We start from the raw sequence: 25945 nt of genomic DNA, 5'->3' as shown, positions 1-25945 counted from the left end.
TTCAAACCACTCGTCTGTACGACGCTCAACGCCCGCGCAAACGGTCCAATTGCACCTGCAAGGCGGCAGCATTGAGCATGCCAAAGTGGGCATCCACGCGTTGACCCTTGGCATTAAAAAACAAGGTGGTGGGCAACCCTCGCGAGCCAGCAGCTGGCCCCAGGCGGCTGGCCGGGTCCAGCCACACATTGGCCAAGGGTAAGCCGGAACGCTGCAAATACGTTGCCACCGTGGCGTTGGACTCGCCCTGGTTCACAAAAACAAACGCCACCTCAGGTGAGCGCTGCTGGGCGGCGGCCAGCGTGGGCATCTCGGCACGGCACGGCCCGCACCAGGTGGCCCACAAGTTAACCACCGTTGGCTTGCCCGCGATGAGCTGGGACAGTCCCCGTGTGCGTGTGCTGTTCAACTCGGTCAGCGTCACATCGGGCACCTGTTGCTGCATGGGTTTGGTTTCAGCTACCCACACCATGGCCAAGCCAGCCGTCCAGATCAGGGCAACGCCCAAGGCTGCCAGCCCCAATGCGCGGCGAAGCACTGGCCGCTGCCAGCCGCGCCTAAGCAGCCACGCGCTGGCAACTGCCCAACCTGCGGGTGCAAACCAGCCCCCATCACGCACATCCAGCAAGGCCCACGGGGTAGCAAAGTAGGCATCGGCATAACGCAACACATGGGTCAGACGGGCCGCAAGCAGGCCTAGGCCCGCCGCGCTCCACACCATGTTTTCAGCAGATTGACCCAATTCCGTGGGGGCCAAGCGTCGCGCCAACGTGGCTGCAATCCACATTGCCAGCATGAGTACCAGGGGTGGAACAGGCAGCGCCAAAGGGCCGAGGGAGATGGAGAGCATGGATTGGAAATCGGTTGATGTTTTTAGCTATCAATAAAATAGCTGCTAGCGCTTTTTCTGTCTGCTCTGGAGGCTATTTTTAATGGATTTTGCGTTGTGGGGTACTGTGGCGTGGTGTAGGCCAAGGTCTTTGTAGCAACCACCTCAAGCCACACCTGAACTTCAGCCCACCGAGGTGTTAACGACTTCGCGAAGCTGGGCCGCTACCTCATTGGGATTGGCTTGACAGACCCACAAGCCGATGTGTTCAAACCCGCCGGTCAGTTGTGTGCTGGCCAGCAACTCCAGATACACGCCAGCACCGGGTCCGTTGTTGACATTGATGTTGTAGGCAGGTGCCTTGCCCATTTGCGGCATGATGGTGATGATCGCCTGGATGGCGGCCACCATGGCCTGAACCAGATCCCGGCGTTCATCAGGGCTCAACTGGTGGAGGTACTGTTTGTGGTGATCTTTGAGCAGCACCAGCATGTTGTAGGGCCGCTTCATGAAATACGGCACGATCAGCACCGCATGACCAAAATCCCGCACCATCAGCCGCTGCGGGTTCTCGCGCAGCATGTATTCTGAAAACGTTTGCCTGTTGCGCTGCATGAAGCTGAAATTGTTGAAGTAGCGCTGCGGCATGATGTTGCTGAAGCCAATTTGCTGGTGTCCGTGCGACAGCGATGCACCGGCAGCGTGGCCAAAGTTCTTGATGATGGAGACGTAACCATAGGTCTTTGGCCCACTGATCATGTCCGCTTCACCTGCGCGGTGCGGCATTTTTTGCAGCACCCGGTCTGAAGCCGGCATGAACCCTTCGGAGTCGGTCAGCAACTTGTGCTCCAGCGCCGCCAGCCGGTCAAAACAGATCAGACAGTCTGCCAGCGGCATGTTGTGCCAGTCCCGGTCATGAATCGAAGAAGTCCACTGCAGCAAGTGCATGCCATATGAACTGCGGCCGTGGTGAAAAGGGTCTGGATACAGTGGCAGACCCTTGTCATCTTCCTGCGGATGCTCGACCGGGTGCAGGATCGGATAAAGATTCTTGTTGATGAAGGTAAAGCCTTCACTCAGCGGCTGCAGATCAATCACCCCGGTGCTCTTGGCGGCGCAGATCGGACATTGGTCGTCATGGCTGTCAACCGGTGGTGTGGCGGCGGTGGTGTGCAAGCGGGTGGCGCGGGACGAGTTGTAAACAATCACATCCCCGGTTCGGGGATCAATCTGGCACAAGGAGTCGGGTAGGAAAGCCGCCATCTGCTCGTCGTCCAGAATGTCATCCATGATCTCGCGGATCGACAGATCATCAACATTGCGGGCGCTGATCAGCGCTTCAATGGCTTCCAATTGGAGTTGCTGTGGCTCGTTCATCGTGTGAATCCTACCGTATCGGTGGTGGCGGGTGAACGGCACCGGCGTGTCAGGGAGCCGCGTGAGAGCACATTGTTGATAAGACAAGGTGCCCACCGCATTCATTTGATCACAACCGTGGCCCAAACGATGTGCACTGTTTCTGTCGTTCGATATGTCATTGGTGCAGATGGGGGGTACCCATTTGCAGAACGCGGTGATTCTGGAGATTTCTTGAGTTCACAGGTTTTGTGTGTTTCAATAGATTCATATCACATGCATCTATTGATGGGTGATTCAGTATCCGACACTGAGCTGCCTTTGGTGCAGTGCACTTTGAAAGGCTCCTGTATGAACATCGACAAATTCAAACGTCAACACGTTGAGATCATTGGCTGCATCGCCGCATTACGGAAAGCCAGCCAGGCTGGTATTCGCGAAAATGCCGAAGAAATTGCCCGACTCATCATTTCCATGAGTTCGATCATTAAGCTGCATCTAGCCGTGGAAGACCAGGTTTTGTATCCTGCATTACGCAACGGGAATAACGCCGTTCTGGCGCGAATGGGCACGAAATTCCAGAACGAAATGGGCACCATTGCCACGGCCTATATGGTGTTTGCAGAACGATGGAACCACGCCGACAAGGTGTCAAGGGATCCAGATGGTTTTCGCTCGGATGCCAACTCGGTTCTCAAAACGGTTCATGCCCGGATGCAAAAGGAAGACTCGGTCTTCTATCCAGCCATTGAGGCACTTTGACGAACGGACACAGTCTGAATATCCAAATGGCGATGAAGGCACGACCACCACTGGATGAAATTGACGTAGAGCTTTTCAGTATGGTGCTCTGTTTTTCCAGAGCGATCGAGTTTCTTCACCCGAAGATTTCTGAGCATCATCTGCGGGTCGCCTACGTGGCATCCTGCCTGGCCGAAGAACTCGATCTGGGTCAAGAAGAGATTCAGGATGCGCTTATCGCAGGTGCTCTGCACGATGTGGTGGCCGTGTCGTCTGCCATGCACTTCGACTTGTTCGATGATGCATTGACCCGCAGTCACTCCAGCGGCAGGTGGTTTCCTGAGAACCTGCATCAGCATGGATGGGAAGGCTACCTGTTGCTGCGCGACTTTGCACCTTTCGCCAAGGCGGCATTGGCGATCCGTTTCCACCACGTGAACTGGGATTTTGGACACGGAAGTGAATTCGATGGACAGCCGGTACCACTGATCAGCCACATCTTGCGTCTGGCGGATCGCATTTCGGTCATGCCGGAAAACGAACACAACGTTCTGGCACAGGCCAGCGGCATCCGTCTGGCGATTGCTGCTGAAACCGGGCGCTGTTTTATGCCGATGGTGGTGGCGGCGTTTGATGGAATTTCAGAGAAAGAGTCATTCTGGCTCGATCTGACGAGCCCACACAAGGAAGAAATAGTCAGATGCCGCTTTGGCAACTCGAAACTCAGCCTTGGTCTGGACGGGCTTTACCAGTTGGCCAGAGTCTTCGGAAAAATGATTGACTACCGCAGTCCCTTCACCGCGACGCATTCGAGCGGAGTCGCCGCAACGAGTGAGGAATTGGCCGCACGGCTTGGCATGTCGCCCAACGAGACAACGTTAATCGGGGTGGCGGGAAACTTGCACGACATTGGAAAACTTGCGGTATCGACCGAGATACTCAACAAGCCCGGACCGCTGACACCAGCTGAGATGTTCATCATTCGTCAGCATCCTTACTACACACATCGGATTCTTTCGATGGTGCCCGGTCTGGAAACCGTCAACACCTGGGCTGCGCTGCACCATGAACGTCTTGACGGAAAGGGATACCCGTTCCGCTCACGCGAGCTCACACTCGGCTCACGTATCGTTGCAGTGGCGGATGTTTTTACCGCCATCACCGAAAACCGTCCCTACCGCAGCGGCATGGCGCGCGCGCAATGTCTGGCCGTACTCGACGAACTGGTCACGGATGGGGCGATCAATGGTGATGTGGTGGCGGCGTTGCGCGGAGATTTTGAACAGATTCATCACATCCGCTGTCAGTCGCAGCAGGCGCATGTGCATACCTGCAGCGTAAGCGTATCCGCAAGCCCTGGGGCTTAGTGCGCATGTCGGAGCAGGGGACAACAGAAATTTGACCGGGAGCAGGCTTTCTGCGACCGATAGCCACTTTTTTGCTGAATTTCCAGAAAGCGAGTATTGAGGCAGTTGGCTGATGCTGCAACGTGGTTATCTGTTCCGTCATCGATTGATCTCTTGCCTTCTGTCTGTTGGAGTTCAAAAGTCGTTCCAGTAGCCACATCTACAGTGCATCACCAAGTCTTTGGTCATTGCTACGTTGTTAATAGCTGTTGACGCTTATTTAACAAGCTCTAGATGCCAATTTGATCAAAAAAATAATCCGCTCCGCCAGCCATTCCCCACCGCACCCTCGATAATCTCGCCCCAATGTCAGAACACTTGAAAATCGAATTCCCCGAAGACCTGCCCGTCTCCGCCCGCCGCGAAGAAATCATGGCGGCGATGGACAAACACCAGGTCATCATCGTGTGTGGTGAAACCGGCTCAGGCAAAACCACGCAGTTGCCCAAAATCGCCCTGGCTCTGGGGCGTGGGTTATGTAACTACCCCAAGACCTTGCCCAATGGCAACCCCGCGCCGCGCGGCAAGCTCATCGGCCATACCCAGCCGCGCCGTATTGCCGCAAGCTCGGTGGCCAAGCGCATTGCCGAAGAGCTGCACACGCCGCTGGGCGATGTGGTTGGCTTCAAGGTGCGCTTTCAGGATCGCCTGAGCAAAGACACGTCGGTCAAGCTGATGACCGACGGCATTTTGCTGGCCGAAACGCAGACCGACCCGCTGCTCAAAGCCTACGACACGATCATCATCGACGAGGCGCACGAGCGCAGCCTGAACATTGACTTTTTGCTCGGCTACCTGCGGCAGATCCTGCCGCGCCGCCCGGATCTGAAAGTGGTGGTGACTTCGGCCACGATTGATGCCCAGCGTTTTGCCGACCACTTTGCCTCTGTCAAAGGCCCGGCGCCGATCATCATGGTCTCCGGGCGCATGTTCCCGGTGGAGCAGCGTTACCGCCCGTTTGAAGAAGCGCGCGACTATGACCTGAACAACGCGATTGCCGATGCGGTGGACGAGCTGTGGCGTGACGTGCACAACAGCGGCGACATCCTGGTGTTTCTGCCCGGTGAGCGCGAAATCCGCGAGGCTGCCGACCACTTGCGTGGTCACCTGAGCCACCAGCCGGTGTTTCGAAACGCCGAAGTGCTGCCGCTGTTTGCCCGCCTGAGCCAGGCCGAGCAAGACCGCATCTTTGACGGCCACACCGGGCGGCGCATTGTGCTGGCCACCAACGTGGCCGAAACCTCGCTCACCGTGCCGGGCATCCGATACGTGATCGACGTCGGTACCGCTCGCATGAAGCGCTACAGTTTCAGAAGCAAGGTGGAGCAGTTGCTGGTGGAGCCGGTCAGCCAGGCGGCGGCCAACCAGCGGGCCGGGCGCTGTGGCCGGGTGGCCAACGGCATCTGCATCCGGTTGTATGACGAGAAAGACTTTATCGGTCGCCCCAAATTTACCGATCCCGAAATCCTGCGCAGTTCCCTGGCCGGGGTGATTTTGCGCATGAAGTCGCTGCACCTGGGTGTGGTGGAAGACTTCCCGTTCATCGAAAAACCCTCGGGCCGCGCCATTGCCGACGGCTACCAACTGCTCAACGAACTGGGCGCGGTGGACGATGCCAACGAACTCACCCCCATGGGCCAGGAGCTGGCCAAACTGCCGCTGGACCCGCGTGTGGGCCGCATGATTCTGGAAGCGCGCTCTAGAGAGGCGCTGGACGAGGTGCTGGTGATTGCCTCGGCCCTGAGCGTGCAAGACGTGCGCGACCGCCCGATGGAAGCGCAGCAGCAAGCCGACACCGCGCACAAAAAGTTTGATGACGAAAAAAGCGAGTTCACGGGTTACCTCAAGCTGTGGAAGTGGATTCATGATGCGCGTGGTGTGTCGTCAGCCGCTGTCCCGGGAGTTGGGGTGGCCGGGCGTTCTGCGCAGGTCAAGGAGGAGCCCGCAAAGCGGGCGGGGGACACGGAGCAGAGCGCCCGGCTGCCCCAACTCCCAGCGCACACCACACCCCACAAACTCAGCAACCGCCAATACGAACAACTGCTGCGGCAAAACTTCATCAGCATCCGCCGCGTGCGCGAGTGGCGCGACATCTACAGCCAGCTCCATACCGTGGTGGCGGAACACAAATGGCGGCTCAACACCAAGCCCGCCAGCTACGAGCAATTACACCTGTCCATGCTCTCGGGCCTGCTGGGCAACATCGGCTGCAAGCTGGAAACCGAAGGCTCGGGCGGCGAATACCTGGGCGCACGCAGCATCAAGTTTTACCCGCACCCCGGCGCACACCTGGTCAAGAAGCCGGGCCGCTGGATCGTGGCCGCCGAGTTGGTCGAAACCACGCGCCTGTTTGGCCGCGGCATTGCCGCCATCGAGCCGCAGTGGCTGGAGCAGGTCGGCGCACACCTGTTAAAGAAGCAACTGCTCGACCCACATTGGGAAAAGAAAGTGGCCGAGGTCAACGCGCTGGAGCGCGCCACGCTCTACGGCATCGTCATCTACAGCGGCCGGCGCGTCAACTACAGCCGCGTGGACTTGCCCGGTGCGCGTGAAATCTTCATCCGCGAAGCCCTGGTCGGCGGCCAGTGGGAGACCAAGCTGCCGTTTCTGGCCGCCAACCAAAAGCTCGTCAAACAGGTGGAAGACCTGGAGCACAAAGCCCGCCGCCAGGACGTGCTGGTGGACGACGAGCTGATCTACGCCTTTTACGACCAGCAGCTGCCTCCCGACGTGTGCAGCGGCTACAGCTTTGAGCTGTGGTACCGCGAGGCCGTCAAAATCAACCCCAAGCTGCTGCTGCTCACCAAAGAGGAGCTGATGCGCCACGAGGCCGCAGGCATCACCAGCCAGGCCTTCCCGAAAACCGTGCGCTTGGGCGGCGTAGACTGCGCGGCCACCTACCTGCATGAACCCGGCGACCCCAAAGACGGCCTGACCGTGACCGTGCCGATTTTTGTGCTGAACCAGGTCAACGAAGAGCGCTGCGAATGGCTGGTGCCCGGCATGCTCAAGGACAAAATCCAGGCGCTGCTCAAAACCCTGCACCAGCGCCCACGCTCGCGCCTGGTGCCGCTGCCCGAATCGGCCAACAAGATGGCCACCCAGCTCAACGAGCCCGCGCTGTTTGGCCACGGTTCCTTGACCGATGCGGTGCAGAAGCTGGTGCGCCTGGCCACCGCGGTGGACGTGGTGCGTGCCGACATCAAGGTCGACATGCTCAGCCCGCACTTTTTCATGAACTTCCGCGTGGTGGACGAACATGGTCGCCAGTTGGGCCAGGGCCGAAACCTGGGCGCGTTGAAGGCCGAACTCGGTGCCCAAGCCCGTGGCGCATTCCAGGCCCTGGCCGGCCTCAAAATGGCCAAAACCGGTGCTGGGGAGTCAGGTAGGAGCGGCGGAAGCCGCGAACCCGTGCCAAATAGCACTGTAGCCCCCGTCAATAATGCGCAAGCAGCTATAACGAAAGTAGCAAATTCAGCAAAAACCAACCCCGCCGGTGTCAAACACACCGCCTGGACCTTTGGCGAGCTGCCCGAGCTGCTGGAAATCCAGAAAGGCGGCCAAACGCTGATCGGCTACCCCGGTCTGATCGACGTCGGTGATGCCGTCACCATCGAGGTGTTTGACGAACCCGACGTGGCCGCCGCCAAACACCGTGCCGGCCTGCGCCGCTTGTTTGCGCTACAGATCAAAGACGCGCTCAAGTACCTTGAAAAGAACGTCCCAGACCTGCAAAAAATGGCCGTCACCTACATGCAGGTGGGCAAGAACCCAGACGGCTCAGGCACTGGCGGCACGCTGGAAGAGCTGCGCGAACAGATCATCAGTGTGGCGCTGGACCGCGCCTTTCTGCTCGACCCCCTGCCCACCGACGAATTCGCTTTCAAAAAGCGCGTGGACGAGGGGCGAGGGCGCTTGACCCTGATCTGCACCGAAGTCGCCCGCCTGGCCGCCACCATCCTGGTGGAATATGCGGTGGCCGCGCGCAAGATCAAAGACACCAAAAACGCCCCGGATGCCACCACGGACGCGGCCCAGCAACTGGCGCGCCTGATGCCCAAAAAGTTTCTCAGCGTCACCCCCTGGGGCAGCCTGCAGCACTTTGCCCGCTACCAAAAAGCCATCACCGCCCGCCTGGACAAATACCGCGCCGACCCCGCCCGCGACAGCGCCCGTCTGAAAGAATTACAACCGCTGGAGCAGCGCTACTGGCGCCTGGTGGCCGAGCGCAAAGGCGTGGTCGACGACCGCCTGCAAGAATTCCGCTGGCTGCTGGAAGAACTGCGCGTGAGCTTCTTCGCCCAGGAGCTGCGCACCCCGCAGCCGGTGAGTGTGAAGCGGCTGGAGAAGGCTTGGGGGCAGTTGGGGTGAGGCGGGTGGGTATGGTTTGTAAGGTTATTTGGCCTGTAGAGCTTATGTGATTTGCGTAAGTAGCTATAAAAAATGTAGTTATATGGAGGCTTGCAGTGCTACAACAGGCGGTTTTTTAATGGGAGGGTGACCCACGGTGGAGATGCTCAAAGGCTCTCAGCACGCGCACATGAAGGAGTTGAGGTTTGCCATGGGTCGGTGAGGTTTGGAGAGTTGCTTTCGCGTTTGACCCAGAGCGGCAGGGCATTTTGCTGATCGAGGCCATAAGGGTGGCGTGGATCAGCACCGCTTTGGGAAACGGCTGATGGCCGTGGTTTAGCAGGGCACACTCCAAAGCGCAGTGACGTGTTGCTTCCTACGGTGCAGTGGTGTGTACTGGCTTCGGAATAAGCGGTTTTTGCTATAAATTTGGAAGTGTTTTTTTGTACAGTTTCCCAAGGTTGGGTGCATAAAATAAAGAGAATCTCTTAATGCGCGTTACCGGTGGCCTCAACGCCGAAGGTTAGCTTTTTATTCCATGACTACAACCATTCACCCCGAGACACCGTCAGACGAAGAGGCCATTGAGCAAGTGACTCGACGAGCTTTTCGCTCTCATCCTTACAGCCATCAAACTGAGCAGTTCATCATCCGCGCCCTTCGGGCAGATCATGCTCTTTCAGTCTCGCTCGTTGCCAAAGATGCCAGTCGCATCGTCGGGCACCTTGCGCTTTCCCCGGTCACTATCAGCGATGGTTCTGCTGGTTGGTATGGGCTTGGCCCAATTTCAGTCGAACCCGAGTGGCAACACCGTGGTATTGGGCGAGCGCTGATGGAGCGTGGCCTTGCCGAACTCCGCGAGATCGGTGCCCATGGGTGTGTGCTCGTTGGTGATCCCGCGTTTTACACTCGTTTTGGGTTTGCAAATCATCCCGCTTTGGTGCTTGAAGGTGTTCCGCAAGAATTCTTCCTCGCGCTATCCCTTGGTACTTCTTCTGCACATGGCCATGTCCAATTTCATCCGGCATTTCAAGTCAAGGGGTAATGTCTTGCTCCACCGGGTTCCGTGGTCATGAAATCGCTGCTGATTCAGCAGCACATGCCCTCCACAAGGCACACCATGCGGTGTTTGTCTGTGATGTAACAGCAAGATTTTTGTCAGTCTACAGAATTAATACGTCATCACAATCGCGCATCCTCACTTGGAAGCGTTCAAAAATGAGCAATATACAAATAGCGGGTGGTGGTATTGGCGGCTTGGCTGCCGCATTGGCGTGTGCCAGATCTGGTCATGCCGTGACCGTTTGTGAACGCGCAGCAGAGGTTTCTGAAGTGGGGGCGGGTGTTCAACTCGGGCCGAATGTGGTCAAGTTGCTGCAAGGCTGGGGGCTTGAGTCGGCACTGCGGCAGGTCGCTGCTTATCCTGCTCAGCTCCAGGTGCTCAGCGCCACCACCGCCAGCCAACTGGGGCGTTTGCAGTTGGGGGCGGCGTTTGAACAACGTTATGGCGCACCTTATCTGACCATCCACCGCGCGGATTTGCATGGCTTGCTGTTGCAAGCTGCACGAGAGGTGCCCAACATTGCGCTTTATTTTGATGCCACCTTGACCGGTTTTGCGCAAACCGATGAGTTGGTCAGCGCCGAGTATTCGAACGACCTGCAGGTTGAAAGCGATATTCTGGTGGGTGCAGATGGTGGATGGAGCACTGTTCGCAGACTGTTGTTGGATGATGGGGTGCCACAGCCTACTGGTCATTTGGCTTACCGTGCCATGGTGAAACAAAGTGATTTACCTGCTTATTTGCGTTCAGATCAGGTGACGGCCTGGCTGGGGCCCCGACTGCACGTGGTGCAGTATCCGGTGCGGGGTGGTACGTGGCTTAATGTGGTGGCTATCGTGCATGGTCAGGTGCAGGGAGAGATGTCACATTGGGATCACAGCGCCAATGCCACTGATTTGCAGCAATATATGCAAGTCGCCTGCAAGCAACTGCGTGATTTGATTGGTGCCATTGGGTATTGGCGTTTGTGGCCGCTGAGCATTCGCCCGCCGATGCAAGGCGCACACGAACATGCCAAGGAGCGTGTTGTTTTGCTGGGTGATGCAGCACACCCCATGCTGCCCTATCTGGCTCAAGGTGCAGGCATGGCGATAGAAGATGCATCAGCGCTGGCCTGGGCATTGGCTACACCAACAAACCAGCCCAATGGTGTAGCGCAACAGTTACAACGTTATGCCCAAGCCCGTTGGCAGCGCAACGCCCAAGTGCAGAGACGTGCCATTCGTAATGGGAAAATTTTTCATGCAACTGGCCTGCTGCGCTGGGGACGTAACACGGCCATGAGGCTGTTAGGTGAACGCCTGCTGGATTTACCTTGGCTTTATGGTGGGGCTTACCGCTAGACCACATAAAAAAGGCCCCTTATCAGGGGCCTTGATCTGCACAAAGTGGCGTTAAGCCAGAATCAAACGGTGTGCTTTTGGCTGCGGCGGCGCTTGGCAGCCCAGCCCACAGCAGCCAGGCCTGCCAGCATCATGGCGTAGGTTTCTGGTTCTGGAACAGCGGCTATGCTGCCATTAAACGCCACATCATTAACCTGTGTCGGGCCGGACCAATTGGCCACAATGACCTGCCCGTTGATCACACCGTGGGATGAGTTAAAACTTGCCAGTGGTGCCAAAAATGAAGCATTGATGCCGCCTGAGAAGGTGATTTGGGTGGCTTCTGGCAGATTGAACAAAACACGGCCATTGGCAAAGTTGTCGTATCCATGGGCACCAAAATTAACACTTTGACCATGGACATTGATCACAACGGTGGTGTTGGCTGCCAGGTTGTCCAGGCGCATGTTGCCATTGATATCACTGCTGTTCAGGTCAAACACTGCCAAACTGGCACCGTTTGCATTCAGGGCCAATGTTCCCCAGTCATTGACAGCGCGACCGGTATTGCTCAATGCATCAAACGTTTGAGTCAAGTTGGTGGTGCGTGCTCGTTCAGCAGCAAAATCAATACCGGTTTGAATGCTGCCAGGGGTGACTTGCACTGCCGCTGGGTTTTGGTAAGGATTCAGCCCTGAGGTAGTTCCTGCGTAGGTGATGGAGGTGGCCGAAATCCAGTTGTTGTTGGCGCTTAAATTCCCGCCAACGATCAAATTTTCAAAACTGCTGCCACTGCCAATCGACAGGTTGCCACCCACAATGGTGTTGCCATAGATAGCACCACTGCTAAAACTCAGATTACCGCCAACCACCAAACCAGTGCCACTGTAAAGTGCACCAAAACCCTTGGTATTGATGGAATAACCACTGAAGCTGGCATCACCACCAATGGCCACACGGCCCTCCACATCAGAACTGGGTGCCGTGAAGCTGCCAAAGGAAAGCAGGTTCAAACCATTGGATAGCCCCAAAGGGTTGGCTGGGTCATAGGCCAACGCCAAGGGTGACGCACACAAGGACAAAAGCAACAAAGCACCTAATGTGGCACGTTTGAAGGTTTTGTGAACTGTTGTTGAGTTGGACATTTGGAAAATCAAATCGATTGAATGATGTTCCAATTATCGAAGAGTGGCTCAAAAACTGTAAGTAAAGGTAACTAGTGTGAGTCTGGTTTTGTCAATAATTTCACAGTTTGCTTATCTATGCTTGCGAATCGGCGAATCATTGCTGATACCCCAGGAGCCGTCTGGGGGGGCACCTTCAGGCGTATAAGTGTTGTATTTGGCGGTGAAATACAGCCCCAGGCCAAAAAAAGCGATCAGGGCGATGGCACCAAGTACCAGTTTCAGCACAGTGATCCAGAATTTGGGTTCCTTGTCGTCATCCATGTTGACTCCTTGTGCCAGTCAAGTCAGTGCTGCCAAGCCGTGGCGGCTGCGGGCGCGCTGGCAGGCATCACTACCCTCGGCAAATTCACGGCAAGGTGAGGGTCGCCATTCGTAGATGCCACACGCCACCTTCTCGCCCAGTTTGCCGGTGAGCGCAGCGCAGCGCACCGGGTGGTAGTCCGTTCCCCGCATACGGCAAGTGCTGCCATTCACATCGACCGTCAAACCTTTGGGAACACGACCGCCTGCATCATCCACTTCGTACATCGAAAAATCAACCCGGAAACTGGCGCAGCACGCGCCACAGGTGATGCAATCACTCATACCTGCACAAACTCCTCAAGACAAACGACCCAGCAGCAGGTATTCCATCAAGGCTTTTTGCACGTGCATGCGGTTTTCAGCTTCGTCCCAAACCACACTTTGTGGCCCGTCGATCACGTCAGCATCCACCTCTTCGCCACGGTGGGCCGGCAGACAATGCATGAACAAGGCATTGGGTTTGGCCACTGCCATCATGGCGGCATTGACCTTCCAGGCGGCAAAGGCCTGCTTGCGCACCTCGTTTTCCGCTTCATAACCCATGCTGGTCCAGACATCGGTGGTGACCAGATCGGCCCCTTCGCAGGCGGCCATGGGATCACTATAACTTTGATAGTGCTCTGCGCTTATTTCACCTGCGCTAACGGCTATTTTTTCATTCACTTCGTAGCCATTTGGGGTACTCACGTTGACCTTGAAATCCAGCAACTTGGCAGCCTGCAACCAGGTGTTGGCCATGTTATTGCCATCACCCACCCAGGCTACCGTTTTGCCTTTGATGGAGCCACGGTGTTCGATGTAGGTAAAGATGTCTGCCAGAATCTGACACGGGTGAAACTCATTGGTCAGGCCATTGATGACGGGCACGCGTGAATGGGCAGCAAAACACTCGATTTTGGTTTGCTCAAAGGTGCGAATCATCACCAAATCCACCATCCGGCTGATGACTCGGGCACTGTCATCAATGGGCTCGGACCGGCCTAATTGGCTGTCACCGGTGGTCAGGTGCACCACACTGCCACCAAGTTGGTACATACCCGCTTCAAAACTGACACGGGTACGGGTGGAGGCCTTCTCGAAAATCATGGCCAAGGTGCGATCCACCAAAGGCTGGTGTTTTTCATAAGCCTTGAACTTTTTTTTGATCAGCGAAGCGCGGTCAAACAAGTAGGCATATTGACTGGCGGTCAGATCGGTGAATTGCAGGTAATGCTGGAGGGTTGTCATTTTTCAGTCCAGAGGGTTACAGGCTTGGCTCAGGCTTGCAGCAGTTGTTGAATCAGTGGGCTCAGAATGCTGACCACTTCATCAGCATCTTGTTTGGTGAAAATCAGGGGTGGAACCAGTCGTATCACGGTGTCTGCCGTGACACTGATCAGCAGACCATGGTCAGCACATTGTTGAACCAGTGCACCACATGGTTTTGCCAACTCCACGCCAATCATCAGTCCTTGACCACGAATTTCCCGCACCGCGCCACGGGCCAGTTCTGCGGCCAGCGCATCAGCCAATGCCTGGCTTAAGTGGGCACCAACGTTGGCAGCGTTGTCCAGCAAACCTTCTTCTTCCATGATACGGATCGTTTCCACGCCTGCGCGCATGGCCAGTGGGTTGCCACCAAAGGTAGTGCCATGGTTGCCAGGCTGGAAAATATGGGCGGCTTTCGGGCCAGCCACCACCGCGCCCACCGGCACACCGGAGCCCAAGCCTTTGGCCAGTGGCATCACATCAGGCACGATGCCTGCCCATTGGTGGGCAAACCATTTGCCGGTGCGACCCATGCCACATTGCACTTCATCAATCATCATCAGCCAGTCGCGCTCGTTGCACAGGGCTCGCACTTCGCGCAGGTAGTCCAGATGCATCGGGTTGATACCGCCTTCGCCCTGAATGGCTTCAAAAAATACCGCCACCACATTGGGATTACCGTCCGTGGCAGCTTTCAAACTTTCGAGGCTGTTGATGGGCACACGGATAAACCCCTCGACCAGGGGGCCAAAGCCCGCTTGTACCTTGGGGTTGCCAGTGGCGCTCAAGGTGGCGATGGATCTGCCATGAAAGGCTTTTTCATACACCACAACTTCAGGGCGTTCAATGCCTTTGTCATGGCCAAATTTGCGTGCCAGCTTCAAGGCGGCTTCATTGGCCTCCAGCCCGGTGGAGCAGAAGAACACATTGGTCATACCGGAGAGCTCAACCAGTTTTTTTGCCAGCACCTCTTGATTGGGTACGTGGTAGTAATTGCAGCTGTGAATGATTTTGCTGATCTGATCTTGCAGTGCCGGGACCAGCTTGGGGTGGTTGTGCCCCAGCGTGTTGACGGCAATACCGCCCAGTGCATCCAGATACGATTTGCCATTGACATCCCAGACTCGGCAGCCTTGGCCATGGCTGAGGGCGATGGGTAGGCGGCCATAGGTATTCATCACGTGGGGTGAACTGGCTTCAATCAATGGGCTCTGGGCTGTCATGGCGATGCGTCTTTCAAAAATTTTTCGAGAAGGGCAAAAAACAAAGCGGCCCAACGCAGGTTGGGCCGTTGAAAGGTGATTTTAGACGCATCAAAATCAACTGGAAAATATGTTCAATAATCTGCAGAATCCTTGTTTTTGATCAAGGGTTTGAAACACCGCGAGTCTTGTATAAGACATATGATTCGACTAGAATCTGGGCACGTTGCCGCAACCAGCTGGCAGCCATCAATCAACCTCTATCCGATGGTTACACACACTTCAAAAAAAGTTTACATCTTGGGTGTCACGTTAGCGGGCCGCGCATTTCGCCCCAGTGATTGGGCTGAGCGTCTGGCCGGCGTGATGAGTCAATTCCGCCCAGGCGGTCAAGCCCAGGGTAAACATCTCACCTATTCCCCATGGTGCATCCCGACCAGTGTGAACAATGTGCGCTGCGTGATCGTGCATCATGATTTGCGCGACTACAACGTGATGGCTTGGGATTTTGTCATGGGCTTCGCCAAAGACAATGAATTGCAGGTTCATCACGGCGAACCCCCGCAGGCCCATCCGCATGGGCATCACCACAAACATTGATTTGGGCCAAAGGCTTTGTTCACCAACAAAGCCTCAAAGCAAAAAAGCCGTCTGATGACGGCTTTTTTGCTTTTGCTGACAGCGCACCCGTTACAAACGGCGAACCTGTTACTTTTTTAAAAAATCACAGGTTCGTGCGATTTGCCTAATGAATTAGGCAGCGAGGGCCAGGGCTTTTACCTTGGCAGACAGGCGGCTCTTGTCACGAGCTGCCTTGTTTTTGTGGAAGATGCCTTTGTCAGCCACGGTGTCCACCACGGCTTGCATCTTGGCAAACAATTCTGCGGCCTTGGCTTTGTCGCCGCCCAGAACTGCTTTTTCCACGTTTTTCACCGCAGTGCGGTATTTGGAACGCAGCGAAGTGTTGGCTGCGTTGATTTTGATGTCCTGACGGACGCGTTTACGGCCTGATGCCAGGCGGGGGTTCTTTTTCTTTGGTTTTCCAGATGCCATGATGAATGTTCCTTGAGTCTGTGGATGTTGTCAGCAAAGCCTGCGATTCTAGCAGTGTTCAACCTATACGCATCTCCCGGCTACACTTCGCGGCGTGAGCCTCTTTAAATCTGCCTCTATCGTCTCGTTATTGACCCTGTTGTCGCGCATCTCAGGACTGGTGCGTGAGCTGCTGATCGCCTCTACCTTTGGTGCGTCCGCCATGACGGATGCCTTCAACGTGGCGTTTCGTATTCCCAATCTTTTCCGGCGCTTTTTTGGCGAGGGTTCTTTCAGTCAGGCTTTTGTACCCGTATTGGCGGCCAGCAAAGCCCAGCAGGGCGAGGCCGCAACCAAGCTGCTGATCGACCATGTCGCCACGGTGCTGGCCTGGGCCTTGCTGGGGTTGAGTGTGATGGGTGTGCTGGGTGCGGGTGGTTTGGTCTGGGCCATGGCCAGCGGCATGCAGCAAGACCCCCATGGGTACCACGTGGCCGTGGTGCTGACACGCTGGATGTTTCCCTACATTGCCTTCATGTCGCTGGTGGCGCTGGGGGCCGGTGTACTCAATACCTGGAAGCGTTTTGCCGTGCCCGCCGCGACCCCGGTGTTGCTGAACCTGTGCATGATTGGCGCGGCCTGGCTGGGTGCGCCGTGGTTCAAAGCCATGGGGGTGGAGCCGATTTACGCGCTGGCGGGCGGGGTGTTGCTGGGGGGCGGGACACAACTGGGTGTGCAATGGCTGGGCCTGAAAAAACTGAATCTGCAACCCAGAATGGCCTGGCGTTGGTCTGAACTGAGGTTGGCCTGGGCTGACCCAGGCACCCAGAATATTATGCGTTTGATGGGGCCGTCCCTGCTGGGCGTGGGGGTGGCGCATATCTCAATGCTGATCAATACCCAGATTGCCTCCCATCTGGCACCTGGCAGTGTCAGCTGGATCACTTATGCCGACCGCTTGATGGAATTCCCCACCGCCATGCTGGGTGTGGCTTTGGGGGTGGTGCTGATGCCCCGGCTGGCGGGTGCGCGTGCCAGCCATGATGCGGTTCAATATTCCGCCATGCTTGACTGGGGTTTACGTTTGGTGGTGGTGCTGTCGGTGCCGTGTGCCGTGGCACTGATGGTGTTTCCAACCCCCTTGGTGGCGGTGCTCTACCACTACGGTGCCATGACCGACTTTGATGTGCGCCAGGTTACCCATGCCTTGATGGGCTGGGGTGTGGGCCTGATTGGTTTGGTGGCGCTGAAGGTGCTGGCCCCAGGCTACTACGCCAACCAGGACACCAAAACCCCGGTCAAAGTGGCCGTGGTGGTGCTGGTCATCACCCAGCTGCTCAACTATGCGCTGGTGCCTGTTTTTGCCCATGCGGCCCTGACCTTGTCGATTGGCATCGGGGCCATGATCAATGCACTCTGGCTGTTGCTGGGTTTGCTCAAACGCGGCAGTTACAAACCGCTGGCTGGCTGGGGGGTGTTGGGTTTGCAAGTGCTGGCCGCCTGTGCGTTGCTGGCGGTGTTCCTGATGTGGGCCAATGGCAGTGTGGACTGGGTTGCTTTGCGTGCCCATAGTTTGAAGAGAATTTGGCTTCTAGCGCTTGTAATCATTGCGTCAGCAGCTATTTACTTTGTAGCATTGTGGGCAGCTGGCATGAAATTGCGGCAGCTGGTTCGCCGCTGACACTTTCTTCCATGCCACGCTGAGTGACAATCCGGCCCATGAAGCTCAGTTTGAACGTCCCCACTCCTCTGGAGTATTTTGCTGCCCTGGTGCAGGCGGATACCGATTTTCCGCTGCTGGAGGCCGCCATCACGTTGGCGCAAGACGAATACCCCGAGCTGAATGTGCAGCAAGTGCTGGGTGATGTGGATCAGCTGCTGGCCCGCCTGACGCGCCGTTTGCCCACCGATGCCGGGCCGCTGCAACGCCTGCGTACGCTGAACCAGTTTATCTACCGCGATCTGAACTTTGCCGGCAACTTCAACAACTTCACCGACCCTGACAACAGCTTTGTGCATGTGGTGTTGCGCACCAGGTTGGCGATCCCCATCTCCATGGCGGTGATCTGGCTGGAACTGGCGCAAGGCATCGGACTCAAGGCCCGTGGGGTTGGTTTTCCTGGCCATTTTCTGGTCAAGGTGCATCTCACCGAAGGCCAGGTGGTGATTGACCCGCTGACTGGCCAGTCGCTCAGTCGTGAGGAATTGGCTGAACGGCTGGAGCCGTATCGCCACCTTTCCGGTCTGGACGATGAACTGGATGCGCCGTTGGGCCTGTATCTGCAAGCGGCCCAGCCGCGCGACATCATTGCCCGCATGTTGCTCAACCTGAAACAAATTCATGCGGTGCAAGAAGATTGGGCGCGTTTGATTGCCGTGCTGGATCGGCTGATTGTGCTGTTGCCGCAAGACTGGACGGCCTACCGTGACCGTGGTCTGGCTCAAGCTGAAATGGGACGCACCGGCCATGCGCTGGAAGACCTGGATACCTACCTCGCCAACACGCAGAGTGAAGCCCACTCGGGCCTTTTCCCGGATCGTGCTGCCATTGCCCGGCGGGTGGCCGACTTACGCCGTACCATCAACGGTTTTTGAGCAAAATAAGCCTCCAGTCCCTGATAATCAAGCGTGGATAGCTCTTATTTTTGATAACTTTGGGGCTGTGATGGGGTGCCGGTTTCACCCAGCTGATGCCAGGCTCGGCGCAGTTGGGTATCGGAGCTGAAACCCGCCAGCGCCGCCGCCTGTGTCACGTTGTGGCCGGATTGCAAAGCTGTTTGTGCCACGGCCAGGCGGATGCGGCGCAGGTAATGCAGCGGGGCGATACCCGCATGTTCCATGAACAGCCGCGTCAGATGCCGGGGTGAGGTGCAAGCCACTGCGGCCATGCTGGCCAGATGCCAGACCGACGTGGGTTGGCTGCTCACTGCATCCTGCACGCGGTGCAAGGCCGGGTGCAAGTGGTTGCGGTAGCTCAGAAACGGTGACAGTTGTGGGTCATGCGGGCCACGGCGCAGGGCCACCACCATGGACTGCGCCACCTGTGCCGCCACCGGTTCGCCGCAGAGCTGCGCAATGCGGTGCAGCATCAGGTCGATGCCGGTGCTGACCCCGGCACTGCTGTATACCGGCGCATCTTCCACAAACACCCGGTTCTCAACCACCTGGCAGCGCGGCTCGGTGGCCTGCAATTCGGCCAAATGGTGATGGTGTGTGGTAGCGCGATGCCCGGCCAGCAGTCCGGCATGCGCCGCCAGCACGGACCCGGCGCACACCGTCATCAGCTCCAGCCGCTGGCGTTGCAGGCGCAGGCCGCGCAGCCAATGCAGCAAGGCCTGAGTGGCATCGGAGTGCACCGGTATGGTGTCCCCCATCTGACCCACCAGCACCAGCCAGGTGGGTTCTGACAGAGCCTGCGGTAAAGGTTCCAGGCCACTGAGCTGAAGTCCTACCGAACTGCGGGTTTCTGGCTGGGGCCCGACGAAGCGCAGCACAAACCGTGGTGGCTGTCCTTGTGTTTGTAGCACCTGGTTGGCCATGCGCAAGGCCTCTGCCGGTCCTGCCCAGTCCAGCGCCAGGCTGTCGGGCAACAAGGCGAACAACACCTCAATGGGGGTGCCGGATGCTGGCGCGTGTTGGGCTTTGGCTGCGCTCGTGTTGGCCGGATCAGGCTGGCTCATCGGCTCTCCATGGGTAATCCATCTGGCGTGCTGTGTGTTGGGCCAGCTCAGACCCGGCCAGTCGCGCCACCAGATGCAGGCACATGTCGATGCCTGCGCTGATGCCCGCCGAGGTGACGAGTGCGCCGTTGTCGATCCAGCGCGGCCCTGTCCGTACCGTCAGCGCCGGAAAACGCGCCCGCAGGTCGGCCACATCTTCCCAGTGGGTGGTGACTTCGCCGCTGCGCAGTACACCACTGGCGGCCAGCAGAAAAGCACCGGTGCAGACCGATGCGGTGATCTGCGCCTGGGCGGCCGTGTGAGCCAGCCACTGCAGTGTGTGTGGGCAGGTCATGGCCGCATCCACCACCCCACCGGGGACGATCAGCAGGTCGCAGGGCGGGTGGTTGGCAAAGCTGTGTTCGGGCAACACGCGCAAGCCTGCCCGCGCCTGGATCGGCTGGCCATCGCGTGAAATACAGGCCACGTCAAACAGCTTGCCTGCGTCAGGCGTGCGCCTGCCAGCCACCCGGCTGGCGGTGGTGAATACCTCATAGGGGCCGGCAAAATCCAGCGCTTCCACCGCATCAAACACCAGGATGCCGACGGACAGGGGGCGTTGCGCCGTCATGCGGATACTTGGGTGGCGCGTGCCAATGCCTGGGCCGGACTGCAAATGCTGGCAAAGCGGTCTTTCAACACGGTGGCGGTACGGGACTTGATGTCGGCGGCGCTCAGCGTGCTACCGTCGAGCTGCTGCATGTCCCAGGTCAGGGTGGCATCCAAGCAGAAGTCCACCGTCCAGTCCAGGTCCGAGGCATGGCGGGTGGTGGTTTCGCAGCATTGCTCGGTGCGGATGCCGCTGACGATCAGACGCGTTATACCGTGCTGCGTCAACCACACGTCCAGCCCAGTGCCCACCAAGGCGCTGTGGCGGTGTTTGTAGAACGTGGCTGCAGGTTCAAAGTGGTGCAGTTCCGCCAGCGCCTTGACGTGGCCGGATTCCTGTGCAAATGGATTGTCTGGGGTTTGGGGGCCATCCACATGAAAGATGCGCACCATGGGAATGCCTTGTGTCAGGCAGCCATCGATCAGTGCGTTTTGTGCCTCCAGATAGGCGGGCAGGTCGGTCGCCGTGAAGTAGGGGCGCTGGCGGAATGACTCTTGTGCATCAATCAAAATCAGACATGTTTTCATGAATTTATCCTGGAGTTGAAAAGCCTAATGATGCAGGTTTTATCTGCGCCAGACCATTGCATCAAGGACAAGTATCGATCAAATCAGGACATCATGAATGCCGCCCGATCATGGGCGGACGCAGGCCCAGCAGTGCCAGGGCCGCGGTGGCAAAGCCAATGCCTGCCAGAAAGGTGGTGGTGGCCCCAAAGCTCTGCCATAACCAGCCTGCCAAGCCGCTGGCCAGCAGCATGGCGCTGCCGCTGAGCAGGTTGAAAAAACCGTAACCGGTGCCACGCAAATCGGCCGGGGCCGTGTCGGCCACCATGGCGGCCAGCAGGCCTTGTGTCATGGCCATGTGCAAGCCCCACAGTGCCACCCCGGCCCAGAAGAGGGGGCCACTATGGCTGTGGGCCAACAGCGCGTCAGCGCCGATCAGCATCACCAAACCGTAGCCGAGCAGGCGGGTATGGCTGAGCTTGTCGGCCAGTTTGCCAAAAGGGTAGGCACAGATGGCGTAGATGGCGTTCATGCTGATCAGCACCACCGGTGTCCAGGCCAGCGCCAGCCCACCTTCACTGGCGCGCAGCACCAAAAAAGCTTCGCTGAAGCGTGCCAGGGTGAACACCGCACCAATCCCGACCACCCACCAATAAGCCGGACTCAGGCGCGCCAGGTTGGCGCGGTTGATGGGGTTGATGCGTGGGGCCGTGGGGGCTCGATCAGGTTCATGCACACCCCAGATCAGCAACACCACGCACAAAAAAGCGGGCACGCTGGCCACCCAGAACACCGCACGAAAATCGTTTTGCCAGAGCAGCATGAAGACCACCGCCAGCAGCGGCCCGAGGAAGGCACCCACTGTGTCGAGTGACTGGCGCAGGCCAAAAGCGGCTCCGCGCAATTCAGGGGGCGCAATGTCAGCCACCAGCGCGTCGCGCGGCGCACCGCGAATGCCTTTGCCGACGCGATCAAGCAGTCGGGCGGTAATGATCCAGCCGCTGGAGCTGGCCAGGGCAAACAAGGGTTTGGTGAGCGCCCCCAGGCCGTAGCCCAGCACCGCCAGGGGTTTGCGCTTGCCCCAGTAATCGCTCAAGGCACCGGAAAACACCTTGACGATCAGCGCCGTGGCCTCGGCGGCCCCCTCAATCAGTCCGACCACCAGCACGCTGATGCCCAGACTGGTGACCATGAAGACCGGCAGCAGGCTGTGGATCAGCTCGCTAGACACATCCATCAGCAGGCTGACAAAGCCCAGCGCCCAGATACTGCCCGGGATTTGACGCAAGGTGGCAAACCGTGTGGGCATTCAGACTTTAGGAAAAATCAGCCTCTGGCGAAAGAAGCGTAAGCGTGAGTAGCTATCAAAAAAGTAGTTTTGGCGTATCAGGCCACCACCACTGCCGCATCTTGTCCACGTGGCGCAATGCTGCCAATGGTGTAAACCGTTTCGCCTTGTGCCCGCAAGGTGTCAGCGCAGGCGGCAGCCTGGGTGGCATCAATCACCACCACCATGCCAATGCCGTTGTTGAAGGTGCGGTTCATCTCGAAGTCGTCAATGCCTGCGGTGGCTTGTAACCAGGCAAACAGCTCGGTTTGTGGCCAGCTGCCTTTGACCAGGTGTGCGGCCGTGCCTTCGGGCAACACGCGGGGAATGTTTTCCAGCAAACCACCACCGGTGATGTGGGCCAGCGCCTTGATCGGGTGGGCGGCCAGCGCAGCCAGCACGTTTTTCACATACAGGCGAGTCGGCTCCATCAAGGCTTGTTTGAAGGGTTTGCCGTCCAATGTGGCGGGGGCGGAGGCACCTGCACGTTCGATGCACTTGCGCACCAGGCTGAAGCCGTTGGAATGGACACCGCTGGAGGCCAGGCCCAGTACCACGTCGCCGGGTTTCACATCGGCACCGGTCAGAATCTTGGATTTTTCGACCGCACCCACGGCAAAACCCGCCAGATCGTATTCGCCTGCCGGGTACATGCCGGGCATTTCAGCGGTTTCGCCGCCAATCAGTGCGCAGCCAGACAACTCGCACCCCTTGGCAATGCCACCCACCACGGCCGCCGCGGTGTCCACATCGAGCTTGCCGCAGGCAAAGTAGTCCAGGAAGAACAGGGGTTCAGCGCCTTGCACCAACACGTCATTGACGCTCATGGCCACCAGGTCGATGCCCACGGTGTCATGCATTTGCCATTCAAACGCCAGCTTGAGTTTGGTGCCAACACCGTCGGTACCACTCACCAAAACGGGTTCTTTATAGCGCTTGGGCACTTCAAACAGGGCACCAAAGCCGCCAATACCGGCCAGCACGCCTTCACGCATGGTTTTTTTGGCCAGAGGCTTGATGCGCTCTACCAGTGCGTCGCCAGCGTCAATGTCAACGCCAGCATCTTTGTAGGAAAGGGCGGTCGAGGGGGTGTTGGATGAGGTCATGAGAGGGTCATTCAAGTGAAAACGGGGAGGATGCGGTTTGCGGGTCGTTCATGATGGGCATCAAAAGCGATAGACAAGCCCGATAGAATTTGGGCAGATTTTAGTTGCCGCCTCACGAGCTTCGTCCGGCTTGACTGAAACTTTGTTTGACCGACCCGGCTTTTCGCCCATTTCATGCAATTTACTTCCACACAAAAAAGAGCTGTTTCCTGGCTGGCGCTGCTGCTGGGCCTGGTCACGCTGCTGTGGCTATTGGCCCCGGTGCTGACCCCTTTTGTAGTGGCCGCCATCCTGGCCTACGCCCTGACACCGGTGGTGGATTGGCTCGACGATGTGGGCCGTGGTCGTATTCCCCGCCTGCTGGCGGTGGTGTTGGTTGAGGTCATCTTTTTGCTATTGCTGTTGGCTCTGATGCTGCTGGTGGTGCCGATTTTGATCAAACAGTTGCCGCAGCTGCGTGAGCAGGTGCCGCCCATGCTGGATCGCCTGAACGGGTCGCTGCAACCCTTTTTTGCGCAGTTGGGGGTGCATGTGTCGCTGGACGTGGCCGGACTCAAGGCGTTTGCCATGGAACACCTGAACACCAATTTTCAGGATGCCCTCGGGCGACTGCTGGCTTCGGCCAAACTGGGCGGCAGTGTGGCGTTGTCGGTGGTGGGTAATGCGGTGCTGATTCCGGTGGTGTTGTTTTACCTGTTGATGGAGTGGCGCCGTTTTATGGGCCTGTTGCTGGATCTGGTGCCGCCGCGCCTGCGCTCGGCCGTCGATAGTTTCACCACCGAGGCTGATGACGTGCTGGGCCAGTACCTGCGTGGGCAGATGTTGGTGATGCTGATGCTGGCGGTGTATTACAGCGTAGGACTGGCGCTGTTTGGGCTGGATCTGGCATTGCCGATTGGGGTGTTCACTGGCCTAGCCGTGGCGATTCCGTATCTGGGCTTTGGTCTGGGGCTGATTTTGGCTACCCTGGCCGGTTTTCTGGAGTTTTCCGCGCAGACCGGGCATGTGAGTGTGCTGGTGATGGTGGCGGTGGTGTATGGCTTGGGGCAGATGCTGGAGAGCTTCTTTTTAACCCCCCGGCTGGTGGGTGAGCGTATTGGCCTGCACCCGCTGGCGGTGATTTTTGCGTTGATGGCGTTTGGTCAATTACTGGGTTTTGTCGGGGTGCTGATGGCCTTGCCCTTGAGCGCGGTGCTGCTGGTGGCGGTTCGCCGTTTGCGCAGCGCTTACCTGGACAGTGCGCTTTACCGGGACGGTGCATGATGCAACAACTGGTCTTGGACATGGGGCTGCCGACCGGCCCGAGCCTGGATAACTTTTGCGCCGGGCCCAATGCGGCGGCGTTGGCGCATTTGAAACTTTGGCTGGGAGATGGGGCAAACAGCTTGCGCTCGCCGGTGCCCATTTATCTTTGGGGTGGCAGTGGTTGTGGCAAAACACATTTGCTCAAATCGCTCTGCGCGGCGCTGCAAGAGCAGGGCGCACAAGTGGGCTGGCTGGATGCCAATACCCACAGCCCGGCCGAATTTGACGAGCGCTGGGCCGCGGTGCTGATGGATGACGTACACGCCTTCAACGCAGGCCAGCAGCAAGCCGCTTTCAACTGGTTTGTGAACGCCCAAACCCGCCCGATTGCCGTGATTGCTGCAGGCAGCTTGCCACCCGCCGACCTGAAATTACGTGACGATTTGCGCTCCCGCCTGGGGTGGGGCCATGTGTTTGCGTTGCAAACCCTGAGTGATACCGAGCGCCGTGCCGTGTTGCGCCAGGCAGCCGAGGCACGCGGCATTCTTTTAAGTGATGAGGTGGTGGACTTCATGCTGACCCGTTTTAGCCGTGATCTGGGTTCATTGATGGAGCTGCTGAACCTGATGGACGGCTATGCCCTGCAAACCCAGCGCGCCATCACCATCCCCCTGATCAAAACCATGATGGACAACTCGTGACACTCAAAATAGCTTTGTTTGACCTGGACCATACGCTGATTCCGATGGATTCAGACTATGAATGGGGGGTGTTCACCACCGCCTTGGGCTGGAATGATCCGGCCGAATTTACCCGCCGCAACGAGGTGTATTACCAGCACTACAAGGCTGGTACGCTCGATATTCATGACTATGTGCGTTTTGCCACTGCCGCCATTCGCCGTGAAGGTGCTATTAAATCAGAAGCTGCTCACGCCCAATTCATGAGCACAGTGATTCAAAAAGCCATACAAACCCAGGCGTTGGCCCTGGTTCAGCAACACCAGCAGGCGGGTGATGTGGTGGTGATCGTCACCGCCACCAATGAGTTTGTGACCCGCCCGATTGCGCTGGCTTTTGGTGTGCCCGAGTTGATCGCCATCAACTTGGCGCGTGACCCGGCCACTGGCTGGATCACCGGTGAAATTGAGGGCACACCGTCTTTTCGTGAAGGCAAGGTGACCCGGGTCGAGCAATGGCTGGCAGCCCGCGGTCTGGGCTGGCATGATGTGGAGTGCAGCTTTTACAGCGACTCCATCAATGACTTGCCGCTGCTTGAAAAAGCCACCTGCCCGGTCGCCACCAACCCAGATGAGCGGCTGCGTGCCATTGCCACCCAACGTGGCTGGCGCATACTCGACCTTTTTTAAAAGGCAGCGTTCACACGCACGGAT

At 57.7% G+C, this 25945-nt stretch carries 24 protein-coding genes; 11 read left to right on the top strand and 13 right to left on the bottom strand.

Annotation, left to right across the window (positions count from 1 at the left end):
* Positions 1–25: 25 nt before the first annotated feature.
* Positions 26–850, bottom strand: a complete 825-nt coding sequence (locus LDN84_RS12505) for a TlpA disulfide reductase family protein (protein WP_223903789.1) — start codon at positions 848–850, stop codon at positions 26–28.
* 162 nt (positions 851–1012) lie between these two features.
* Positions 1013–2206, bottom strand: coding sequence for an HIT family protein (locus LDN84_RS12500; RefSeq protein ID WP_223903788.1), 1194 nt, complete (start codon positions 2204–2206; stop codon positions 1013–1015).
* 330 nt (positions 2207–2536) lie between these two features.
* On the opposite strand from LDN84_RS12500, the gene LDN84_RS12495 reads away from it, so the two are divergent.
* The 5 genes from LDN84_RS12495 to LDN84_RS12475 all read left to right on the top strand — a co-directional run bounded on the left by LDN84_RS12495 (position 2537) and on the right by LDN84_RS12475 (position 11088).
* Positions 2537–2947, top strand: coding sequence for a hemerythrin domain-containing protein (locus LDN84_RS12495; protein ID WP_223903787.1), 411 nt, complete (start codon positions 2537–2539; stop codon positions 2945–2947).
* 26 nt (positions 2948–2973) lie between these two features.
* Positions 2974–4293 (top strand): HD-GYP domain-containing protein, encoded by a 1320-nt coding sequence (locus LDN84_RS12490; protein WP_223903786.1) that lies wholly within the window; start codon positions 2974–2976, stop codon positions 4291–4293.
* 345 nt (positions 4294–4638) lie between these two features.
* Positions 4639–8703 carry an ATP-dependent RNA helicase HrpA gene (gene hrpA, locus LDN84_RS12485; RefSeq protein WP_223903785.1) on the top strand — a complete coding sequence of 1355 codons (4065 nt, stop codon included), beginning with the start codon at positions 4639–4641 and terminating at the stop codon, positions 8701–8703.
* 517 nt (positions 8704–9220) lie between these two features.
* The gene (locus LDN84_RS12480) at positions 9221–9727 is read left to right on the top strand and encodes a GNAT family N-acetyltransferase (RefSeq protein WP_223903784.1); all 507 of its coding nucleotides are present in this window, start codon (positions 9221–9223) and stop codon (positions 9725–9727) included.
* Positions 9728–9900: 173 nt separating this feature from the next.
* Positions 9901–11088 (top strand): FAD-dependent monooxygenase, encoded by a 1188-nt coding sequence (locus LDN84_RS12475; protein WP_223903783.1) that lies wholly within the window; start codon positions 9901–9903, stop codon positions 11086–11088.
* Positions 11089–11150: 62 nt separating this feature from the next.
* Here the strand turns inward: LDN84_RS12475 and LDN84_RS12470 are convergent, their stop codons facing one another.
* The 5 genes from LDN84_RS12470 to LDN84_RS12450 form a co-directional block, all read right to left on the bottom strand.
* On the bottom strand, positions 11151–12212 hold the full coding sequence (locus LDN84_RS12470) for a choice-of-anchor A family protein (protein WP_223903782.1): 1062 nt from the start codon (positions 12210–12212) through the stop codon (positions 11151–11153).
* Positions 12213–12323: 111 nt separating this feature from the next.
* Entirely contained in the window at positions 12324–12515 is a 192-nt protein-coding gene (locus LDN84_RS12465; RefSeq protein ID WP_223903781.1) for a hypothetical protein, read from the bottom strand.
* A gap of 18 nt (positions 12516–12533) precedes the next feature.
* On the bottom strand, positions 12534–12839 hold the full coding sequence (locus tag LDN84_RS12460; protein ID WP_223903780.1) for a YkgJ family cysteine cluster protein: 306 nt from the start codon (positions 12837–12839) through the stop codon (positions 12534–12536).
* A 15-nt stretch (positions 12840–12854) separates the two neighbouring features.
* Complete coding sequence (gene argF / locus LDN84_RS12455; protein WP_223903779.1) at positions 12855–13784, bottom strand: ornithine carbamoyltransferase; 930 nt, start codon at positions 13782–13784, stop codon at positions 12855–12857.
* Between the two features lie 29 nt (positions 13785–13813).
* A complete protein-coding gene (locus tag LDN84_RS12450; RefSeq protein ID WP_223903778.1) occupies positions 13814–15028 on the bottom strand; it encodes an aspartate aminotransferase family protein in 1215 nt (404 codons plus the stop codon).
* Positions 15029–15274: 246 nt separating this feature from the next.
* On the opposite strand from LDN84_RS12450, the gene LDN84_RS12445 reads away from it, so the two are divergent.
* On the top strand, positions 15275–15607 hold the full coding sequence (locus LDN84_RS12445; protein WP_223912968.1) for a DUF3579 domain-containing protein: 333 nt from the start codon (positions 15275–15277) through the stop codon (positions 15605–15607).
* 153 nt (positions 15608–15760) lie between these two features.
* Here the strand turns inward: LDN84_RS12445 and rpsT are convergent, their stop codons facing one another.
* A complete protein-coding gene (gene rpsT / locus LDN84_RS12440; RefSeq protein ID WP_223903777.1) occupies positions 15761–16060 on the bottom strand; it encodes a 30S ribosomal protein S20 in 300 nt (99 codons plus the stop codon).
* Between the two features lie 94 nt (positions 16061–16154).
* Here rpsT and murJ point away from each other — a divergent pair, with 94 nt between their 5' ends.
* Positions 16155–17720, top strand: a complete 1566-nt coding sequence (gene murJ, locus LDN84_RS12435) for a murein biosynthesis integral membrane protein MurJ (RefSeq protein WP_223903776.1) — start codon at positions 16155–16157, stop codon at positions 17718–17720.
* 38 nt (positions 17721–17758) lie between these two features.
* A complete protein-coding gene (locus LDN84_RS12430) occupies positions 17759–18634 on the top strand; it encodes a SirB1 family protein (protein ID WP_223903775.1) in 876 nt (291 codons plus the stop codon).
* 44 nt (positions 18635–18678) lie between these two features.
* Here the strand turns inward: LDN84_RS12430 and LDN84_RS12425 are convergent, their stop codons facing one another.
* From LDN84_RS12425 to purM, 5 genes are all read right to left on the bottom strand, one after another.
* The gene (locus LDN84_RS12425) at positions 18679–19719 is read right to left on the bottom strand and encodes a GlxA family transcriptional regulator (protein ID WP_223903774.1); all 1041 of its coding nucleotides are present in this window, start codon (positions 19717–19719) and stop codon (positions 18679–18681) included.
* Complete coding sequence (locus LDN84_RS12420) at positions 19706–20329, bottom strand: DJ-1/PfpI family protein (protein ID WP_223903773.1); 624 nt, start codon at positions 20327–20329, stop codon at positions 19706–19708. Before LDN84_RS12420 ends, LDN84_RS12425 begins: the two co-directional genes overlap by 14 nt.
* On the bottom strand, positions 20326–20895 hold the full coding sequence (locus tag LDN84_RS12415) for an isochorismatase family protein (protein ID WP_223903772.1): 570 nt from the start codon (positions 20893–20895) through the stop codon (positions 20326–20328). The genes LDN84_RS12420 and LDN84_RS12415 overlap by 4 nt, the downstream gene beginning before the upstream one ends.
* Positions 20896–20986: 91 nt before the next feature.
* A complete protein-coding gene (locus LDN84_RS12410) occupies positions 20987–22183 on the bottom strand; it encodes an MFS transporter (RefSeq protein ID WP_223903771.1) in 1197 nt (398 codons plus the stop codon).
* 77 nt (positions 22184–22260) lie between these two features.
* Positions 22261–23307, bottom strand: a complete 1047-nt coding sequence (purM, locus tag LDN84_RS12405; protein ID WP_223903770.1) for a phosphoribosylformylglycinamidine cyclo-ligase — start codon at positions 23305–23307, stop codon at positions 22261–22263.
* A gap of 174 nt (positions 23308–23481) precedes the next feature.
* Between purM and LDN84_RS12400 the strand changes: the two genes are divergently transcribed.
* From LDN84_RS12400 to LDN84_RS12390, 3 genes are read left to right on the top strand one after another with little or no spacing between them, the layout of a single operon-like run.
* A complete protein-coding gene (locus tag LDN84_RS12400; RefSeq protein ID WP_223903769.1) occupies positions 23482–24570 on the top strand; it encodes an AI-2E family transporter in 1089 nt (362 codons plus the stop codon).
* The gene (hda, locus tag LDN84_RS12395; RefSeq protein ID WP_223903768.1) at positions 24570–25253 is read left to right on the top strand and encodes a DnaA regulatory inactivator Hda; all 684 of its coding nucleotides are present in this window, start codon (positions 24570–24572) and stop codon (positions 25251–25253) included. Before LDN84_RS12400 ends, hda begins: the two co-directional genes overlap by 1 nt.
* Positions 25250–25921 carry an HAD family hydrolase gene (locus LDN84_RS12390; RefSeq protein WP_223903767.1) on the top strand — a complete coding sequence of 224 codons (672 nt, stop codon included), beginning with the start codon at positions 25250–25252 and terminating at the stop codon, positions 25919–25921. Before hda ends, LDN84_RS12390 begins: the two co-directional genes overlap by 4 nt.
* Positions 25922–25945: the final 24 nt, after the last annotated feature.

Origin of the sequence: Rhodoferax lithotrophicus, from assembly GCF_019973615.1 — a bacterium.
GTDB classification, from domain to species: domain Bacteria; phylum Pseudomonadota; class Gammaproteobacteria; order Burkholderiales; family Burkholderiaceae_C; genus Rhodoferax; species Rhodoferax lithotrophicus.
This window is presented reverse-complemented; position numbering and strand designations above follow the sequence as displayed.

Bases quoted from the DNA above. Each gene is read 5' to 3' on its own strand.
- LDN84_RS12505 (WP_223903789.1), bottom strand. From the start codon at position 850: ATGCTCTCCATCTCCCTCGGCCCTTTGGCGCTGCCTGTTCCACCCCTG.
- LDN84_RS12500 (WP_223903788.1), bottom strand. From the start codon at position 2,206: ATGAACGAGCCACAGCAACTCCAATTGGAAGCCATTGAAGCGCTGATC.
- LDN84_RS12495 (WP_223903787.1), top strand. From the start codon at position 2,537: ATGAACATCGACAAATTCAAACGTCAACACGTTGAGATCATTGGCTGC.
- LDN84_RS12490 (WP_223903786.1), top strand. From the start codon at position 2,974: ATGGCGATGAAGGCACGACCACCACTGGATGAAATTGACGTAGAGCTT.
- hrpA (WP_223903785.1), top strand. From the start codon at position 4,639: ATGTCAGAACACTTGAAAATCGAATTCCCCGAAGACCTGCCCGTCTCC.
- LDN84_RS12480 (WP_223903784.1), top strand. From the start codon at position 9,221: ATGACTACAACCATTCACCCCGAGACACCGTCAGACGAAGAGGCCATT.
- LDN84_RS12475 (WP_223903783.1), top strand. From the start codon at position 9,901: ATGAGCAATATACAAATAGCGGGTGGTGGTATTGGCGGCTTGGCTGCC.
- LDN84_RS12470 (WP_223903782.1), bottom strand. From the start codon at position 12,212: ATGTCCAACTCAACAACAGTTCACAAAACCTTCAAACGTGCCACATTA.
- LDN84_RS12465 (WP_223903781.1), bottom strand. From the start codon at position 12,515: ATGGATGACGACAAGGAACCCAAATTCTGGATCACTGTGCTGAAACTG.
- LDN84_RS12460 (WP_223903780.1), bottom strand. From the start codon at position 12,839: ATGAGTGATTGCATCACCTGTGGCGCGTGCTGCGCCAGTTTCCGGGTT.
- argF (WP_223903779.1), bottom strand. From the start codon at position 13,784: ATGACAACCCTCCAGCATTACCTGCAATTCACCGATCTGACCGCCAGT.
- LDN84_RS12450 (WP_223903778.1), bottom strand. From the start codon at position 15,028: ATGACAGCCCAGAGCCCATTGATTGAAGCCAGTTCACCCCACGTGATG.
- LDN84_RS12445 (WP_223912968.1), top strand. From the start codon at position 15,275: ATGGTTACACACACTTCAAAAAAAGTTTACATCTTGGGTGTCACGTTA.
- rpsT (WP_223903777.1), bottom strand. From the start codon at position 16,060: ATGGCATCTGGAAAACCAAAGAAAAAGAACCCCCGCCTGGCATCAGGC.
- LDN84_RS12430 (WP_223903775.1), top strand. From the start codon at position 17,759: ATGAAGCTCAGTTTGAACGTCCCCACTCCTCTGGAGTATTTTGCTGCC.
- LDN84_RS12425 (WP_223903774.1), bottom strand. From the start codon at position 19,719: ATGAGCCAGCCTGATCCGGCCAACACGAGCGCAGCCAAAGCCCAACAC.
- LDN84_RS12420 (WP_223903773.1), bottom strand. From the start codon at position 20,329: ATGACGGCGCAACGCCCCCTGTCCGTCGGCATCCTGGTGTTTGATGCG.
- LDN84_RS12415 (WP_223903772.1), bottom strand. From the start codon at position 20,895: ATGAAAACATGTCTGATTTTGATTGATGCACAAGAGTCATTCCGCCAG.
- LDN84_RS12410 (WP_223903771.1), bottom strand. From the start codon at position 22,183: ATGCCCACACGGTTTGCCACCTTGCGTCAAATCCCGGGCAGTATCTGG.
- purM (WP_223903770.1), bottom strand. From the start codon at position 23,307: ATGACCTCATCCAACACCCCCTCGACCGCCCTTTCCTACAAAGATGCT.
- LDN84_RS12400 (WP_223903769.1), top strand. From the start codon at position 23,482: ATGCAATTTACTTCCACACAAAAAAGAGCTGTTTCCTGGCTGGCGCTG.
- hda (WP_223903768.1), top strand. From the start codon at position 24,570: ATGCAACAACTGGTCTTGGACATGGGGCTGCCGACCGGCCCGAGCCTG.